This is a genomic window from Pseudomonas sp. LBUM1661, assembly GCF_059695925.1.
The window spans coordinates 5,465,717-5,482,844 of record NZ_CP166794.1; the positions used below are offsets into that span (position 1 = coordinate 5,465,717).

General features: G+C 60.4%; 13 protein-coding genes and 1 pseudogene. 8 read left to right on the forward strand and 6 right to left on the reverse strand.

Annotation, left to right across the window (positions count from 1 at the left end; genetic code table 11):
* The first annotated feature begins 32 nt into the window (after window positions 1-32).
* Both ACA057_RS25100 and ACA057_RS25105 read left to right on the forward strand, forming a co-directional pair.
* Entirely contained in the window at window positions 33-2,069 is a 2,037-nt protein-coding gene (locus tag ACA057_RS25100; RefSeq protein WP_497343222.1) for a sensor histidine kinase, read from the forward strand.
* Window positions 2,070-2,071: 2 nt separating this feature from the next.
* A complete protein-coding gene (locus ACA057_RS25105) occupies window positions 2,072-2,653 on the forward strand; it encodes a cob(I)yrinic acid a,c-diamide adenosyltransferase (protein WP_497343224.1) in 582 nt (193 codons plus the stop codon).
* A gap of 115 nt (window positions 2,654-2,768) precedes the next feature.
* On the opposite strand, the gene ACA057_RS25110 is transcribed toward ACA057_RS25105, so the two are convergent.
* The 4 genes from ACA057_RS25110 to secA all read right to left on the reverse strand — a co-directional run bounded on the left by ACA057_RS25110 (window position 2,769) and on the right by secA (window position 8,564).
* Window positions 2,769-3,719: a Nudix family hydrolase gene (locus ACA057_RS25110; RefSeq protein ID WP_497343226.1), complete on the reverse strand. Its 951-nt coding sequence runs from the start codon at window positions 3,717-3,719 to the stop codon at window positions 2,769-2,771.
* A complete protein-coding gene (locus tag ACA057_RS25115; protein ID WP_497343228.1) occupies window positions 3,716-4,348 on the reverse strand; it encodes a glutathione S-transferase family protein in 633 nt (210 codons plus the stop codon). The genes ACA057_RS25110 and ACA057_RS25115 overlap by 4 nt, the downstream gene beginning before the upstream one ends.
* A gap of 142 nt (window positions 4,349-4,490) precedes the next feature.
* Window positions 4,491-5,708, reverse strand: coding sequence for a bifunctional glutamate N-acetyltransferase/amino-acid acetyltransferase ArgJ (gene argJ / locus ACA057_RS25120; protein WP_497343230.1), 1,218 nt, complete (start codon window positions 5,706-5,708; stop codon window positions 4,491-4,493).
* A 120-nt stretch (window positions 5,709-5,828) separates the two neighbouring features.
* A complete protein-coding gene (secA, locus tag ACA057_RS25125) occupies window positions 5,829-8,564 on the reverse strand; it encodes a preprotein translocase subunit SecA (RefSeq protein ID WP_497343232.1) in 2,736 nt (911 codons plus the stop codon).
* A 307-nt stretch (window positions 8,565-8,871) separates the two neighbouring features.
* On the opposite strand from secA, the gene ACA057_RS25130 reads away from it, so the two are divergent.
* On the forward strand, window positions 8,872-9,327 hold the full coding sequence (locus ACA057_RS25130) for a DUF721 domain-containing protein (RefSeq protein WP_497343234.1): 456 nt from the start codon (window positions 8,872-8,874) through the stop codon (window positions 9,325-9,327).
* A gap of 123 nt (window positions 9,328-9,450) precedes the next feature.
* Here ACA057_RS25130 and ACA057_RS25135 read toward each other — a convergent pair whose 3' ends face one another.
* On the reverse strand, window positions 9,451-10,938 hold the full coding sequence (locus ACA057_RS25135; RefSeq protein ID WP_497343236.1) for a helicase HerA-like domain-containing protein: 1,488 nt from the start codon (window positions 10,936-10,938) through the stop codon (window positions 9,451-9,453).
* A gap of 172 nt (window positions 10,939-11,110) precedes the next feature.
* Here ACA057_RS25135 and ACA057_RS25140 point away from each other — a divergent pair.
* From ACA057_RS25140 to gpgF, 5 genes and pseudogenes are all read left to right on the forward strand, one after another.
* A pseudogene (locus tag ACA057_RS25140) lies at window positions 11,111-12,145 on the forward strand (HAMP domain-containing protein); the annotation flags it as partial.
* Between the two features lie 90 nt (window positions 12,146-12,235).
* Window positions 12,236-13,000, forward strand: a complete 765-nt coding sequence (locus tag ACA057_RS25145) for a methyl-accepting chemotaxis protein (RefSeq protein WP_497350018.1) — start codon at window positions 12,236-12,238, stop codon at window positions 12,998-13,000.
* Window positions 13,001-13,190: 190 nt separating this feature from the next.
* The gene (gpgS, locus tag ACA057_RS25150) at window positions 13,191-14,312 is read left to right on the forward strand and encodes an N-acetylglucosaminyl phosphatidylglycerol synthase (RefSeq protein WP_497343238.1); all 1,122 of its coding nucleotides are present in this window, start codon (window positions 13,191-13,193) and stop codon (window positions 14,310-14,312) included.
* Window positions 14,305-15,081 (forward strand): N-acetylglucosaminyl phosphatidylglycerol deacetylase, encoded by a 777-nt coding sequence (gene gpgD / locus ACA057_RS25155; protein WP_497343240.1) that lies wholly within the window; start codon window positions 14,305-14,307, stop codon window positions 15,079-15,081. Before gpgS ends, gpgD begins: the two co-directional genes overlap by 8 nt.
* Window positions 15,078-16,073, forward strand: a complete 996-nt coding sequence (gpgF, locus tag ACA057_RS25160) for a glucosaminyl phosphatidylglycerol flippase (RefSeq protein ID WP_497343242.1) — start codon at window positions 15,078-15,080, stop codon at window positions 16,071-16,073. Before gpgD ends, gpgF begins: the two co-directional genes overlap by 4 nt.
* Before the next feature lie 786 nt (window positions 16,074-16,859).
* On the opposite strand, the gene ACA057_RS25165 is transcribed toward gpgF, so the two are convergent.
* Entirely contained in the window at window positions 16,860-17,051 is a 192-nt protein-coding gene (locus tag ACA057_RS25165) for a hypothetical protein (protein WP_497343244.1), read from the reverse strand.
* Window positions 17,052-17,128: the final 77 nt, after the last annotated feature.

Consider the following 17,128-nt stretch of genomic DNA (forward strand, 5'->3'; position numbering starts at 1 on the left):
TGGCCACTTGTTCCTTTGCAGCGATGAACCTGATGCCATTGCGCCAGCGCCTTGAAAACCTTCCGGTCGGCCAGAAACTGCTGGCCGCCCTGCTGGTGCTGTTGACCACTGTCCTGCTGGTCGCCAACCTGACCTTTATCAGCGCCGCGTACTACATTTCCCAGGAAAGCATGGCGCCCCAGGCCTTGCAGACCATCGGCCGCCTGGTGTCGAACCCGAGCCTGGTGTCCGAAGCCTTGCAGTCGCCGCAAAGCGCCGAACGCCTGCTCAATGAACTCAACAGCTATTCGCCGCTACGCGCCGCCGCCCTTTATGACGGCAAGGGCGAACGCCTGGCGCAGTTGCAGCATGGCGAAAAGCTGAACCTGCCGGAACGTTATCGGCACATCGAATCCTGGCAAGCCACTGAATTTCGCAGCAATCAAGTGATCACCCTGCCCCGCCCCGGCACGGCCCCCGGTCATTTGCTACTGGTCGCCAGCAGCGAACTGCCGATGGCGTTCTACACCGGGACCCTCACCGCGAGCCTGGGGATTCTGATCTTCAGCGTGCTGCTGTGGCTGGTGATCGCCCGGCAGATCAAACGCCTGATTACCCGTCCGATCCATCAGCTCGAAGAATTGTCGCGGCAAGTCACCCGGGAAGAGAACTACGCCCTGCGCGCCTCCCGCGGCAACCACGACGAAATCGGCAGCCTCGCCGAAGCCTTCAACACCATGCTCTCGCGCATCGAGGCCCGGGAGCAGCAACTCAAACGGGCCCGGGACGATTCCCAGGCTGCGTATGACCAAGCGCAGGGCCTGGCCGAAGAAACCCGTCACACCAACCGCAAACTGGAACTCGAAGTCCAGGTGCGCAGCAAGATCGAGAAGAAGCTCACCGGTTTCCAGAACTACCTCAACAGCATCATCGACTCCATGCCCTCGGCGTTGATCGCCCTCGACGAGCAGCTGTACGTGACGCAGTGGAATCAAGAGGCCAGCGCCCTCTCCGGCACGCGCCTCGACGAAGCCTTGAACCAGCCGATCTTCCTCGCCTTCGAACCGCTCAAGCCGTTTCTGCCGCAGCTCAAGCAAACCGTCGAGCAACACACGGTGGCCAAGATCGAACGGGTCACCTGGTTCAAGGACGAAGAACCCAAGCACTACGCGCTGACTTTCTACCCGTTGATGGGTGGCGCCGGGCGCGGCGTGGTGATCCGGATCGATGACATCACTCAGCGCCTGTCGCTGGAAGAAATGATGGTGCAATCGGAAAAAATGCTCTCGGTCGGCGGCCTCGCTGCCGGCATGGCCCACGAAATCAACAACCCGCTGGGCGCGATCCTGCACAACGTGCAGAACATTCGCCGACGCCTGTCCCCGGAGCTGCCGAAGAACCTCGAACAGGCCGAACACGTCGGCATCGAGCTGGAAACGGTGAACAAATACCTGCAGGTTCGTGAAGTGCCGCAACTGCTCGACGGCATTCAACAGGCAGGCGCCCGAGCGGCGAAGATCGTCACGCACATGCTCAGCTTCAGCCGCCGCAGTACCCGGCAAATGGCCCCGTGCGACCTGCCGGCGCTGATCGATCAAGCGGTGGAAATTGCCGGCAACGACTTCGACCTGGCGATCGGTTTTGACTTCAAGGGTCAGGCAATCATCCGCCAGTTCGACCCCGCATTGGGCCCGGTGCCCGGCACCGCCAACGAACTGGAGCAAGTGTTGCTCAACCTGCTGAAAAACGCCGCCCAGGCCATTCACCAGCGCGAAGACGATCGCGAACCGGGGCGGATCATCCTGCGCACCAAACTGAATCCACCGTGGGCGGAAATCCAGGTCGAGGACAACGGCATCGGCATGAGCGAGAACGTGCGCAAACGCACCTTCGAGCCGTTTTTCACCACCAAGGAAATCGGCCAGGGCACCGGCCTTGGCTTGTCGGTCTCGTATTTCATCATCACCAACAACCACAAGGGCCAGATGGAAGTGCAGTCGACCCTGGGCCAAGGCACGTGTTTCACCTTGCGCCTGCCCCTGGCGGGCACCCCGCTTGTCTCTCAAGAACTCAATCAGCTATCGAGGTAACCATGGGCTTTCGCTTGTCGAAGATTTACACCCGCACCGGCGACAAAGGCGAAACGGGGCTGGGCGATGGCCGCCGCGTGCCCAAGGACCATCCACGGATCGAGGCCATTGGCGAGGTCGATACGCTGAACAGTCAGGTGGGCGTGTTGCTGGCCGGCTTGGCGGCAGAGCGCGACCAATTTCCGGGGTTGAGCGAAGTGATCGAGGTCTTGGCGCCCTGCCAGCATCGGTTGTTTGATCTCGGGGGTGAGTTGGCGATGCCGGTGTATCAGGCGCTGGATGCCGCTGAAATCGAACGCCTGGAAGCCGCGATCGATCGGTGGAACGAAGAGCTGGGGCCGCTGGAGAATTTCATTCTGCCGGGCGGTTCGGCGCTGATTGCCCAGGCTCACGTGTGCCGCAGCCTGGCCCGAAGTGCCGAGCGGCGGTGTCAGCAGTTGAACGCGATTGAACCGTTGGCCGGGGTTGGCTTGGCGTACATCAATCGGCTGTCGGATTTATTGTTTGTGGTGGCGAGGGTGATTGCCAAGCGCCAGGGGATTGCCGAGATTCTTTGGCAGGCGGCTGCTAAACCTCAGGAATAATCGGCGTATTCAAGGACGCTATCGCGAGCAGGCTCGCTCCCACATTTTGAGCGCATTCCTTCTGGAAGAACTCGGTCAACTGTGGGAGCGAGCCTGCTCGCGATGAGGCCAGTCGCTACACCAAAGAATCAGGCCAGAACGCCCGAATCCCCGCCACACCCTGCGCCCCTGCTTCCCATGCCTTCTGCTGTTCCGCCGGGCCAACGCCGCCCAACAGGAAAACCGGCTTGCTGAAGCCCTCGATCAACGCCGCTGCCTGCTCCCAACCCAACGGCATTGCATCCGGATGAGTCTGAGTCTTCTGCACCGGCGACAAGGTCACAAAATCCACCCCCATCTGCTCGGCCAGCGCCAGCTCTTCAGCATTGTGGCAAGACGCCGCCAACCAGCGCGATGCCGGTAGCGGGCGACCCGCCGCCGCATACTTGCGCAATTGCGCAGCCGTGATGTGCCAACCGGCGGACGGAAAATCGCCCAGCCATTCAAACGGCCCCTTGATCATCAACTGCGCCTTGCCGGCACACAGCCCCGCCGCGTCCACCGCCAGATCGCGGTACTTCGGATCGTAGCCGTTAGGGGCCCGCAGCTGGATCAACTTGATCCCGCCCGCGATGGCTTTCTGAATACCGCGCAGCAAGGCCGGGGTTTCCAGGTCTTCCGGGGTAATCAGGTACTGCGACGATAACCGTGCAGCCGCCACGATCGGCTGATTGGCCGCCGGGAACTCGTAGTTCAGCAGGTCACGCGGCGCGACCCACTCCAACGGCTGGCCTTCGGCGCCATGCGGCTCGCCGGTGAAGGCCGAGACTTCCCAGACATCCAGCAACACTTGCTTGTCCGGGTAATCGTGCCGCACCTTGATCAACGGGCGCGCCGCGCTGACCACGATGCCCAACTCCTCGTGAAGCTCGCGGGCCAGGGCGGTTTCGACGGATTCGTCGGCCTCGACCTTGCCACCGGGGAATTCCCACAGACCGCCCTGATGCTGAGTATCGGCGCGGCGTGCGATAAGGATCTTGCCACTGTTATCACGGATAACGGCGGCGGCTACGTGGACTCGTTTCACTGCCCGATCTCCTCCAGACCCGCCTTTTGCCAGGCCTTGAAGGCTGGCCATTGGTAGATCGTTTCGACGTAAGCCTCGTCCACTGCTGGCAGCTTCACCTGATAGGTGCGCAGGCGTACGGCGATCGGTGCGAAAAACGCATCGGCCAGGGTCGCACGGCCAAACAGGAATGGACCGGTTTCGGTGGCAACGGCGCGGCACTCGGCCCACAACGCCAGCATGCGCTCGATGTCTGCTTTCACGTCCGCCGGCGTCGGCGACAGCGGTGCGTCGCGGCTCAGGTCGAACGGCATGTTGCCGCGCATCGCGAAGAACCCGGCGTGCATCTGCGCACAGGCCGAACGTGCCTGGGCACGAGCGCCGATGTCTTTGGGCCAGAGGCCGGCGTCGGGGAACTGTTCGGCCAAATACTCGGCAATCGCCAGGGAATCGGCAACGGTGCCGTGTTCGGTTTTCAGCAGCGGGACTTTGCCGGTCGGCGAGTGCTTGAGCAGGCGTTCGCGGGTGTCCGGCTGGTTCAGCTTGATCAGTTCTTCAGTGTAGGGAGCGCCGGCCAGGTCGAGGGCCAGCGCGCCGCGCAGGGACCAGGAGGAAAGCAGTTTGTCGCCGATGATCAGGTGGAGGCTCATGTTCGGGACCTTTTGATAAGGGGGGTATGGGCCAGAATTTGTAGTGACTGGTGGGCCGCCTTCGCGGGCAAGCCTCGCTCCTACAGGAGTGTGTGATCTGTAGGAGCGAGGCTTGCCCGCGAAGGGGTCGACGCGGTCTGACTTAAGTACGGTACTCGGCGTTGATCTTCACGTATTCGTGGGACAGGTCGGTGGTCCAGATGGTTTCGCTGCAATCACCGCGACCCAGTTCGATGCGGATGGTGATTTCTTCCTGCTGCATCACCGCCGCGCCCTGGGCTTCGGTGTAGGTCGACGCGCGCGCGCCGCGGCTGGCGATGCACACTTGGCCGAGGAACACGTCGATCTTGCTCACGTCCAGGTTCGGTACGCCGGCACGGCCGACGGCGGCCAGGATGCGGCCCCAGTTCGGATCGGAGGCAAACAGCGCGGTCTTGATCAGCGGCGAGTGGGCCACGGTGTAACCGACGTCCAGGCATTCCTGGTGATTGCCGCCGCCGTTGACTTCAACGGTGACGAATTTGGTCGCGCCTTCGCCATCACGAACGATGGCCTGAGCCACGTCCATGCACACTTCAAACACCGCTTGCTTCAACTTGGCGAACAGCTCGCCTTCGGCGCGGGTGATTTCCGGCAGTGCCGCCTGACCGGTGGCAATCAACATGCAGCAATCGTTGGTCGAGGTGTCGCCGTCGATGGTGATGCGGTTGAACGACTTGTTGGCGCCGTCCAGCAGCAGGTTTTGCAGCACCTCGCGGGAGACTTTGGCGTCGGTGGCAATGTAGCCGAGCATGGTCGCCATGTTCGGGCGAATCATGCCCGCGCCTTTGCTGATGCCGGTGACGGTGATGGTCACGCCGTCATGCTGGAACTGGCGGCTGGCACCCTTGGGCAAGGTGTCGGTGGTCATGATGCCGGTGGCGGCAGCTTCCCAGTTGTTGACCGACAAATCATCGAGGGCGGCTTGCAGCGCGCCTTCGATTTTCTCGACCGGCAGTGGCTCGCCGATTACACCTGTGGAGTACGGCAGCACGAGGCTGGCGTCGACACCGGTCAGTTCAGCCAGTTTGGCGCAGGTGCGCTCGGCAGCCGCCAGGCCAGGTTCGCCGGTGCCGGCGTTGGCATTACCGGTGTTGGTCAGCAGGTAACGCACCGGGCCTTGTACGCGTTGCTTGGCCAGGATCACGGGAGCGGCGCAAAAGGCGTTCAAGGTGAACACGCCCGCCACCGTGGAACCTTCGGCACAGCGCATGACCACGACATCCTTGCGCCCGGGGCGCTTGATGCCGGCCGAGGCGATACCGAGTTCAAAACCGGCAACCGGGTGCAACGTTGGCAAAGGACCAAGACCAACAGCCATGAATGCGCTCCTTAAAAATGATGTCAGCACCGCGTTAGGAAGGACGGTGGTTTAAATGGCAAAACGCCGCGACGGCATAAGCCGGTCGCGGCGCGGGTATTTCAGCGTATGAAACGGGTTTTACTGGATCTGCCCGTGGCAATGCTTGAACTTCTTGCCCGAACCGCAGTAGCAAAGTTCGTTGCGGCCCAGCTTCTGTTCGTTGCGTACCGGCGCGGTGGCAAGGGCGACATCGACCTCTTCACCCAGCAGTTCCGGTTGCTCAAGACCCGGGGCTTCGTCGTGCTGGAACTGCATGCGCGCAGCCAGTGCTTCGGCTTCCTGACGCAGGCGTTGCTCTTCTTCGATCGGATCTTCGCGGCGAACCTGAACGTGCGACAGCACACGGATCGAGTCGCGCTTGATCGAATCCAGCAGCTCGGAGAACAGCGTGTAGGACTCGCGCTTGTACTCTTGCTTCGGGTTCTTCTGGGCATAACCACGCAAGTGGATGCCGTGACGCAGGTGATCCATGGTCGACAGGTGGTCTTTCCACAGGTCGTCGAGCACGCGCAGCACGATTTGTTTCTCGAAGGTGCGCAGCGCTTCGGCGCTCGCCTGCTCTTCTTTCTCGTTGTACGCGGCCAGCAGCTCGGTCATGAGCTTCTCGCGCAGGGTTTCTTCGTACAGGTGATCGTCTTCGTCGAGCCATTTCTGGATCGGCAGCGCCACACCGAAGTCGCTCTGCAACGCCGCTTCCAGACCGGCCACGTCCCACTGTTCAGGCAACGATTGCGGTGGAATGTGAGCGCTGACGGTAGCGTTGAGCACGTCCTGACGGAAGTCGGCGATGGTTTCACCGATGTTGTCAGCGGCCAACAAACTGTTACGCATGTGATAGATCACTTTACGTTGTTCGTTGTTGACGTCGTCGAACTCGAGCAGTTGCTTACGAATGTCGAAGTTGCGGCCTTCAACCTTGCGCTGAGCCTTTTCGATGGCGTTGGTCACCATGCGGTGTTCAATCGCTTCGCCAGGCTGCATGCCCAGGGCTTTCATGAAGTTCTTCACCCGGTCAGAGGCGAAAATGCGCATCAGGCTGTCTTCCAGCGACAGGTAGAAACGGCTGGAACCGGCGTCACCCTGACGACCGGCACGACCACGCAACTGGTTGTCGATACGGCGCGACTCGTGACGCTCGGAAGCGATCACCTGCAAGCCGCCCGACTCCAGCACTTGCTGGTGACGTTTCTGCCAGTCGGCCTTGATCTGGGCAATCTGCTCAGGGGTCGGGGCTTCCAGCGAAGCCACTTCAACTTCCCAGTTACCGCCCAACAGGATGTCGGTACCACGACCGGCCATGTTGGTGGCGATGGTCAGTGCGCCTGGGCGACCGGCCTGGGCAATGATCTCGGCTTCTTTTTCGTGGAACTTGGCGTTCAGAACCTTGTGTTCGATGCCTTCTTTAACCAGCAACGCAGACATGTGCTCGGAGGTTTCGATGGTCGCGGTACCCACCAGCACCGGACGGCCCTGAGTCATGCACTCCTTGATATCGTTGATGATCGCCGCGTATTTCTCTTCGGCGGTCAGGAACACCAGATCGTTGTAGTCTTTACGTGCCAGCGGCTTGTTCGGCGGGATGACCATCACCGACAGACCGTAGATCTGGTGGAATTCGAACGCTTCGGTGTCAGCGGTACCGGTCATGCCGGACAGCTTGTTGTACAGACGGAAGTAGTTCTGGAACGTGGTCGACGCCAGGGTTTGGCTTTCGGCCTGGATGTTCAGGTTTTCCTTGGCCTCGATGGCCTGGTGCAGGCCTTCGGACAAACGGCGACCCGGCATGGTACGACCGGTGTGTTCGTCGACCAGGACGACCTGACCGTCCTGCACGATGTATTCGATGTTGCGGTTGAACAGTTTATGCGCACGCAGGCCGGCATAAACGTGGGTCAGCAGACCGAGGTTGTGCGCCGAATACAGGCTCTCGCCTTCAGCCAGCAGGCCAACGCGGGTCAGCATGTCTTCGATGAACTGGTGACCGGCTTCGTTGAGCTCGACCTGACGGGTCTTCTCATCGACGGTGTAGTGGCCGGCCTTGGTGACTTCGCCTTCGACTTCTTCGACGTGCAACTCAAGCTGCGGGATCAGTTTGTTGATCTCGATGTACAGCTTGGAGCTGTCCTCGGCCTGACCGGAAATGATCAGCGGAGTACGGGCTTCGTCGATGAGGATGGAGTCGACTTCGTCGATCACGGCAAAATTGAGTTCGCGCTGGAATTTTTCTTCCATGCTGAACGCCATGTTGTCGCGCAGGTAGTCGAAACCGAATTCGTTGTTGGTGCCGTAAGTGATGTCGGCGGCGTAAGCCAGGCGTTTCTCTTCCGGCGGCTGGAATGGCGTGACCACGCCGACCGTCATGCCGAGGAATTCGTAGAGCGGACGCATCCAGTTGGCGTCGCGACGGGCCAGGTAGTCGTTCACTGTCACAACGTGCACGCCCTTGCCGGACAGCGCGTTGAGGTAAACGCCCAGTGTTGCCACCAGGGTCTTGCCTTCACCGGTACGCATTTCCGCGATCATGCCTTCATGCAAGGTCATGCCGCCGATCAGCTGGACGTCGAAGTGACGCATGCCCATGACACGCTTACCGGCTTCGCGGGCGACCGCAAAGGCTTCAGGCAGCAGTTTGTCGAGGGTTTCCCCTTTGGCGATGCGGGCCTTGAACTCGTCTGTCTTGGCACGCAATTGATCGTCCGAAAGGGCTACCATTTGCTCTTCGAAGGCATTGACGAGTTGCACCGTCTTGAGCATGCGTTTGACTTCACGCTCGTTCTTGCTTCCAAAAAGTTTCTTTAACAAAGGCGCAAACATATCGGCAGGATCTTCCACACTAAAGGGATGGAGGGCGGCCCCGTGAGTCGCCCGTGCAGCCCTCATGGCCGCATGCGAACGAGCATTCTACCCGGAAACGATGGTGAGGAAAGTGGCGTTATTCCACGATGCTGGCACAGCGCTGTGACGGGGCTCACTTAAAATAAGGGCTTTTTGCTCAACTTCAAGCCATTCGCGGCAGAAGTTACTTGTTGATTTAATGGGTAAAGCGCTCGCAAAGCAATGGGTCGGGCGCATCCAGTGCTTTCTGCTACCATGGCGGCTCTGTTACTTCAGGTGTCTGATCATGGCATTTCGCCCTCTCACGGCCAGAGCACCCGCCGTTCTGCTTCGCGAAGCCAAACCGCTGAAAGCCATTTTCGGCCACGCTCAACGCCTGGGTCATTTACAACGTCTGCTGGAAAGCCAGTTGCAGCCTGCCGCTCGCGAGCATTGCCATGTGGCGTCGTGGCGCGAAGGCAGTTTACTGCTGATTGTCACCGATGGTCATTGGGCAACTCGCCTGCGTTACCAGCAAAAGCGCCTGCAACGGCAGCTGCAGATGTTCGACGAATTCGCCAGTCTGACGCGAATTCTGTTCAAGGTGCAACCGCCGACCGTTCAGCAGGGCGCGACCGGGCATACCATCAGCCTGTCGACCGATGCAGGCGCAACCATCCAGGCCACGGCCGATGGCATCAGCGATCCGAATCTGCGGGCGGCACTCGAACGCCTTGCGGCGCACGCCAAACCCAAAACCTGACTCAAATCCCATGTGGGAGCGGGCTTGCTCGCGATGAGGGAGTGTCAGTCGACATTTATATTGCCTGACACACCGCATTCGCGAGCAAGCCCGCTCCCACATTGATTGTGCCCAGTCAGGTATTTAGCGGCGCTTACTGCCGCCTAACAATGATCCCATCAAACCGCGCACCAACTGTCGGCCCAGTTGATTGGCCGCCTGTCGCATGGCTGATTTGAGTGCCTGCCCCGCCGCTGTGCCGAGGAATTCGCCGGCCTTGTCGGTGAAGCTCGGTTCTTCTGGCGCAGGCTTACCCGGCGCCGCTTCAGCCTCCGGCGCCAAGCCTTTACGACTCATCAGCACTTCATAAGCCGATTCGCGATCGATCGGTTTGTCATAACGGCCCTTGAACGGCGAACCCGCGATCAACATCGTGCGTTCAGTCTCGGTCAACGGCCCGATCCGCGATTGCGGCGGTGCGACCAGTACACGCTGGACCATCCCGGGCGTGCCTTTGTCCTGCAAGGTACCGACCAGCGCCTCGCCGATCCCCAGTTCGGTCAGCACCGACAAGGCGTCAAAGGCCGGGTTTGGGCGGAAACCCTCGGCGACCGCACGCAGGGACTTCTGCTCCTTGGCAGTGAATGCGCGCAAACCATGCTGGATACGCAAACCCAGTTGAGCCAGCACGTCATCCGGCAGGTCGCCCGGCGATTGAGTGACGAAATACACGCCCACGCCTTTCGAGCGAATCAGCCGCACCACTTGCTCCAGACGATCCTGCAAGGCCTTGGGCGTGCCGGCGAACAACAAATGCGCTTCGTCGAAAAACAGCGCCAACAACGGTTTTTCGGAATCGCCGCGCTCAGGCAGCTGCTCGAACAGTTCGGCCAGCAGCCACAGCAGGAACGTCGCGTAGACCTTTGGCGCTTCGTGGACCAGACGACTGGCATCCAGCAAATGAATGCGCCCACGGCCATCGGCCGTCGGTTGCAGAATGTCTTCGAGTTGCAGCGCCGGCTCGCCAAACAGCGCTTCGGCGCCCTGCTGTTCCAGGGTCGCCAGCCGGCGCAACAGGGCCTGGCTGGAACCGGTGGTCATCAGCGCGGCATCGTCCCCGAGTAATTCGGGGTTGTCGCGCAGGTGATTGAGCAGCGCCTTCAAATCCTTGAGATCGAGCAGCAACAACCCTTCGCGGTCGGCGACCTTGAAGGCGGCGTACAGCGCCGACTGCTGACTGTCGGTCAACTCCAGCAGGGCGCCGATCAATAACGGCCCCATTTCACTCAAGGTCGTGCGCAGTGGATGACCGGACTGACCGTGAATGTCCCACAGCGTTACCGGATACGCCTGAGGCTTATGGTTCAGCCAAGGCATCCCGGCGATCCGCTCGGCGACCTTGCCTTGAGGATTGCCCGTGGCGCCCAGGCCACACAGATCGCCTTTGATGTCGGCGGCGAACACCGCCACGCCGGCATCGCTGAACGCTTCGGCCAGCCGCTGCAAGGTGACGGTTTTACCGGTCCCGGTAGCGCCCGCGACCAAACCATGACGGTTGGCCAGACGCATGGCCTGGGCAATCGGCTGCCCCGCGAGATCGGCACCGATAACGAGTTGCAATGAGTCAGGCATTTGGTCACCCATGGTTAATCTTTGATCGATCACGGCCGATATTAAAAACTGAATAGCGTCGGTAATTCCCTAAGGAGAGGACGGAAATATCAGTTGCTTTCAACACTGCCCGTTTTGCGTGCCTTTATAAAAGCACGCCCTGGACATTAAGACCTTAGCGGAACCCCAAGCCATGAACAAAAATCTGCGCTTCAGCCATAAAATCCTGCTTGCCGCCGCCCTCATTGTTATTGCCGCCTTCGCCTCGTTTACCCTGTACAACGACTACCTGCAGCGCAATGCGATACGCCGCGACCTCGACAATTATCTGCAAGAAATGGGTAACGTCACCGCCAAAAACATTCAAACCTGGCTGGCCGGGCGCAGCCTGCTGATCGAAAACCTGTCGCAAAACGTTGCGTTGAACGCAGAGACCGCCAATGTCTCCAACCTGCTGGAACAGAAGGCTGTGGCATCGACTTTTATGGGCGCCTACCTGGGCAACAAGGATGGCACCTTCATCATCCGCCCGGACAGCAAGATGCCCGACGGTTATGACCCGCGTGCCCGTCCCTGGTACAAAAGCGCGCAAAGCACCAGCGGTTCTGCCCTCACCGAGCCCTACATCGACCTGGCGTCTGGCCAGTTAGTGATTTCCATCGTTAACAGCGTCCTCAAGGACGGTCAGAACATTGGCGTGGTCGGCGGTGACCTGAGCTTGCAGGCGATCACCGACAGCCTCAACGCGCTGGACTTCGACGGCATGGGCTATGCGTTCCTGGTCAGCGCCGACGGCAAGATCCTGGTTCACCCGGACAAAGCGCTGGTGATGAAGTCCTTGAGCGAGGCGTATCCGAAAAATACCCCGCGCATCAGCAGCGATTTCAGTGAAGTGGGCGTCGACGGCAAGACGCGCATCGTAACCTTCACCCCGATCAAAGGCCTGTCCTCGGTCAACTGGTACATCGGCCTGTCGGTGGACAAGGACAAAGCCTTCTCCATGCTCAGCGAATTCCGCGCCTCGGCGGTTGTTGCGACGATCATCGCCGTGGCCATCATCATTGCCCTGCTGGGCATGCTGATCCGTATTCTGATCCAGCCATTGCACGTCATGACCCGGGCGATGGCCGACATCGCCGACGGTGAAGGCGACCTGACCAAGCGCCTGACCATCCAAAACAACGACGAATTCGGCATCCTCGGCACCGCCTTCAACCGTTTCGTCGAGCGCATTCACGCCTCGATCCGCGAAGTGTCGTCGGCGACCGGGCAAGTCAACGAGGTGGCCTTGCGGGTCGTGGCCGCTTCGAACTCGTCGATGTTCAACTCCGACCAACAGGCGTCGCGCACCAGCAGCGTCGCCGCAGCGATCAACCAGCTCGGCGCCGCCGCCCAGGAAATTGCGCGCAACGCCGCACAAGCGTCGAGTCAGGCCAGCGATGCCCGCAACCTGGCCGAAGACGGTCAACAAGTGGTCGATCGCAGCATTGCAGCGATGAATCAGCTGTCGAGCATGCTCAGCGCTTCGAGCAGCAACATCGAATCACTGAACAGTAAAACCGTGAACATCGGGCAGATCCTCGAAGTCATCACCAGCATCTCCCAGCAAACCAACCTGCTGGCGCTCAACGCCGCCATCGAAGCGGCCCGCGCCGGTGAAGCCGGACGGGGTTTTGCCGTGGTGGCCGATGAAGTGCGCAACCTGGCGCACCGTACCCAGGAATCGGCGCAACAGGTGCAAACGATGATCGAGGAGCTGCAAGTGGGCGCCCGTGAATCCGTCAGTACCATGAGCGACAGTCAGCGCCACAGTCAGGACAGCGTGGAAATCGCCAACCTGGCCGGCGAGCGCCTGACCAGCGTGACCTTGCGTATTGGTGAGATTGACGGGATGAACCAGTCGGTGGCCACGGCGACCGAGGAGCAGCATGCCGTGGTGGAGTCGATCAACGTCGACATTACCGAGATCAATACGCTGAATCAGGAAGGCGTGGAAAACCTGCAATCGACGTTGCGCGCGTGCTCGGATCTGGAGCAGCAGGCGGCGCGGTTGACGCAGCTGGTAGGCAGTTTCCGTATTTAGCGTCTGAATGGGCCCCTTCGCGGGCAAGCCTCGCTCCTACAGTTACACTCCGCGCCTTGTAGGAGCGAGGCTTGCCCGCGAAGGCGGACTGCCAAACACCACGAAACCTCACCGATTCCCCGCTACAAAACCCCAACCGAACATCTATTCTTCATAAAGGTCAACCAAGGGAGAACAACGGACCGGAGGGATGTTCATCGTGCATATCGCTGACATAACCATGTTCTACGCCCCAGCCAGCGGTGGCGTGCGCACTTATCTGGATGCAAAACACCGTCGCCTCGGCATCAAGCCCGGCATTCGCCACAGTCTTCTGATCCCCGGGTCGTCCTTGAGCGAAGATGATGGCATTTATACGGTTCCGGCCCCCGCCCTACCCTTCGGCAAGGGTTATCGCTTCCCCCTCCGTCTCGCGCCCTGGCGCAATGTCCTGCAGGATTTGCAGCCCGACCTGATTGAAGTCGGCGATCCCTATCTCACCGCGTGGGCAGCCCTGGACGCCCGGCGGCAACTTGATGTGCCGGTAATCGGCTTCTATCACTCGGATTTGCCTTTGCTGGTCAGCAACCGCATGGGCAATTGGGTGACCACCAATGTCGAAGCCTATGTCAGCAAACTGTATGGCAACTTCGACCGGGTGTTGGCGCCGAGCCAGGTCATGGTCGACAAACTGGTTGGCCTTGGGGTGAAGAACGTTTTCGTACAACCGCTGGGCGTCGACTTGCAAACCTTCAACCCCAGTGCACGAGACCCAGGCCTGCGGGCCGAACTGGGCATCGATGAAAACACTCATCTGCTGATCTTCGCCGGACGCGGCTCCAAGGAAAAAAACCTGCCGGTTCTGCTCAACTGCATGAAACGCCTGGGCCGGCGCTATCACTTGCTGCTGGTGGGTTCTTCGATGCCTGCCCTGGTGCCGGACAACGTCACCGTGATCGATGAGTTCTGCCCGGCGACGCAGGTCGCGCGATTGATGGCCAGCGCCGATGCGCTGTTGCATGCCGGCGATCAGGAAACCTTCGGTCTGGTGATCCTCGAAGCCATGGCCAGCGGCATTCCGGTGGTGGCCGTGGCGGCCGGAGCTTTTCAGGAAATCGTCACCGAACACTGCGGCCTGCTCTGCACGCCGAACGATTCGATGGCGATGGCCAACGCCGTACGTGAACTGTTCAGCTCGGGCAGCGCCGTCCTCGGTAAACAGGCGCGCAGCCATGTCGAGCAGCATTACGCCTGGGACACCGTGGTCAACAGCCTGTTGGGCCACTACCACGCCGTGCTCGGCAGCCACTGGCCGCTAGCGGCAAATGGTTGAGCCGATGAACGCGCCCAGCCTGCTCTTGGTGTTGCATGATGTCGCACCGCAAACCTGGGGCGATTACCAACCCTTCGTCGAAGCCGTCGACGCCTTGGGCGAGGTGCCGATGACTTGGCTGGTGGTGCCGAACTTTCACAAGCACAACGACCTGGAGGCTCATCCGGAGTTTCGGCGCTTGCTCAGCAGCCGTATCGCCCGAGGTGACGAACTGGCGCTGCACGGCTACTTTCATTGCGATGAAGACACGTTCCCCCACACTCCCCGAGACTGGTTCATGCGCCGGATCTACACCCACGAAGGCGAGTTTTACAGCCTGTCACAACAAGCCGCTTTCGCCCGCCTGCGCGCCGGCATCGACGTGTTCCACCGTTACAACTGGCCGCTTAAGGGCTTCGTCGCCCCGGCCTGGTTGATGAGCGAAGGCACCCGCCAAGCCCTGCGCCAATTGCCGCTGAGCTATACCAGTGATCCACAGCATCTGTATCGCCTGCCGGATTTCACGGCGATCTACGCCCCCGGCCTGGTCTGGAGCGCACGCAGCGCCTGGCGCCGAGGGTTGTCGAAGCTGGTCAGCGATCAGCGCGAACAACGCTGGCGGCAAGCGCCAGTGATTCGCCTCGGCTTGCACCCGGTCGACATGCGCCACGCGTTCTCGCGCAGTTACTGGCTAAATACCTTGAAACGCTTGCTCGACGAGGGCCGTGTACCGATGACCAAAGCCCACTGGCTGGCGCAGCACTCCGACCGTATCGGTCGCGCCGCATGAGTCGCGGGATTCTGTTGCTCGTCGCCCTGCTTGCCGCGGTGCTGATTCCGTCATTGCTGGGTGGCGGTGAAACCTGGTCTCGGTTGGGCAAGTTTCCCTTGGGCTGGCTGTTGATCATGTTCGGCATGATCCTGTTGTGCTGGGTGTTGAACACAATGCGCCTGCGCTTGTTGCTCGGGGATCAGCGCGACAAGGTGGGCCGAATCAAAAGCCTCGGCGTGGTGATGGCGGCCGAATTCGCTTACTGCGCCACGCCCGGCGGCAGTGGCGGACCGCTGACCATCATGGCGCTGCTGGCGCGCCAAGGCGTGCGTCCGGCCAGGGGCAGCGCGGTGTTCGCCATGGACCAGTTGAGCGATTTGCTGTTTTTCCTCTGCGCGCTGAGCGGGATTCTGATTTATGCGGTGTTCCAGCACCTGAGCCAGCGCATGGAGTGGTTGCTGATGGTCAGCGCGATTTCGATGTTCGGTGGTTTGCTCAGTTGTGTGGTGGTGGCCCGCTACCACCGCTTGCTGATTCGCCTGAGCGGTCGGTTGCTGGCTCGCCTCAATGTCAAAACCACCACCCGAGTGCGCTGGGCACGAAAACTCCTGCATTTTCTGGCGGCGTTTACTGACACGTTGAAGTTGCCTGTTCAGACGTTGATCACGGTGTTTGCCTTGACTTGCCTGCATTGGGTGCTGCGTTACAGCGTGTTGTATCTGGCGTTGCGTGGGCTGGGAGCGGATTTGCAATGGGCCTGGAGTTTTCTGATTCAAATGCTTTCGTTGAGTGCGGGGCAGTTCAGTTTGTTGCCCGGGGGCGCTGGGGCGGCGGAGTTGACGTCGGCGGCGTTATTGGCACCGATGGTGGGGAAATCGACGGCAGCGGCGGCGATTCTGATTTGGCGGGCGGTGACTTATTACTTTTATTTGCTGGTGGGAGGGCCGGTGTTTTTGCTGATGCTGGGGCGGCCGTTGTTGAAGAAGTTGTTGAGGTTTAAGCAGGCTTAGGTTTTTTGATTGTGTACATATCCGTTGCTGCGGTAATGGCTGATATTGGTTTCGCTTTTACAGCGAGTCACTTTCGAAAATCCGGAAGCCGGCCCAGTCGAAAGTAACCAAAGCGCTTTGCCCCTCCATTCGGTGCCTCGCTTAGGCTCGGCATGCCCTCACTCCGGCATTGCTCCGGGGGCCCGCCGCCATCGGCCATCCCTGGCCGGGGGCGGCTACCGCGGCATCCTTGCCGCGGTAGCCCCTGCGCAACGCCTGCGTTCGGCCTCTGGGAAAGGGGCGGCAGATCTGAAGCCAAAGCAAAGCAACGGCAAGATCAAAAGCGAACGTAACGCCTGAAATCGCCGCCCCCCTGTAGGAGCGAGCTTGCTCGCGATGGACGCACAGGCACCGCGTTTATCCTGTTAAAAACGCGCCATCATTGACGTTCTTCGCGAGCAAGCTCGCTACTACAGGGGAATGCGTATTCCCCAATCAGGCCGGCCTGCAGGCCGCCGTGCTTTTGATTTTGATGCACCGCCCCTCGAGAGGCCGAGCGCAGGTTCTGCGCAGTGGGCAACCCGGCATGGATGCCGGGTTAGCCGCCCCCGGCCATGGATGGCCGATGGCGGCGGGCCCACGGAGCAGGACCGGAGCGAGGGCATGCCGAGCCTTAGCGAGGCACCGAACGACAGGGCAGAAGCGCTTTGGTTACTTTCGCGCTTTTCGAAAGTGACCCGCCGTAAGGGCGGAACCAATAGCAGCCGTTACCGACATAACGGATATGTACACCATCAAAGCGCCCACTCAACCAGGCTTCACAACTTCTTCCGCAGGTAAAAGCTCAGCCTCAGGATTCAACGCCTCCCACAACTCCACCGCCCCCGGAAACTCAGTGCCATCTTCAGCGCCCAACTCATCCGGGTCATAACGACTCAAACACCCCTCCCCCAACGTGGCAGGTGCCCTGGAAGTCGCTTTATCGAGTGGATCAGCCATCAACATATCCTCAGGTCAGAAACAACAAAGGGCCTGAAGCGATTGAACGCCCAGGCCCTTCGAATTTCAACCGTGCC

Coding starts and splice junctions, on each gene's coding strand:
- gpgS (WP_497343238.1), top strand. CDS start 13,191: ATGTTCATCGTGCATATCGCTGACATAACCATGTTCTACGCCCCAGCC.
- ACA057_RS25145 (WP_497350018.1), top strand. CDS start 12,236: ATGTTCAACTCCGACCAACAGGCGTCGCGCACCAGCAGCGTCGCCGCA.
- gpgD (WP_497343240.1), top strand. CDS start 14,305: ATGGTTGAGCCGATGAACGCGCCCAGCCTGCTCTTGGTGTTGCATGAT.
- ACA057_RS25100 (WP_497343222.1), top strand. CDS start 33: ATGCCATTGCGCCAGCGCCTTGAAAACCTTCCGGTCGGCCAGAAACTG.
- ACA057_RS25130 (WP_497343234.1), top strand. CDS start 8,872: ATGGCATTTCGCCCTCTCACGGCCAGAGCACCCGCCGTTCTGCTTCGC.
- gpgF (WP_497343242.1), top strand. CDS start 15,078: ATGAGTCGCGGGATTCTGTTGCTCGTCGCCCTGCTTGCCGCGGTGCTG.
- ACA057_RS25105 (WP_497343224.1), top strand. CDS start 2,072: ATGGGCTTTCGCTTGTCGAAGATTTACACCCGCACCGGCGACAAAGGC.
- ACA057_RS25165 (WP_497343244.1), bottom strand. CDS start 17,051: ATGGCTGATCCACTCGATAAAGCGACTTCCAGGGCACCTGCCACGTTG.
- ACA057_RS25135 (WP_497343236.1), bottom strand. CDS start 10,938: ATGCCTGACTCATTGCAACTCGTTATCGGTGCCGATCTCGCGGGGCAG.
- ACA057_RS25115 (WP_497343228.1), bottom strand. CDS start 4,348: ATGAGCCTCCACCTGATCATCGGCGACAAACTGCTTTCCTCCTGGTCC.
- secA (WP_497343232.1), bottom strand. CDS start 8,564: ATGTTTGCGCCTTTGTTAAAGAAACTTTTTGGAAGCAAGAACGAGCGT.
- argJ (WP_497343230.1), bottom strand. CDS start 5,708: ATGGCTGTTGGTCTTGGTCCTTTGCCAACGTTGCACCCGGTTGCCGGT.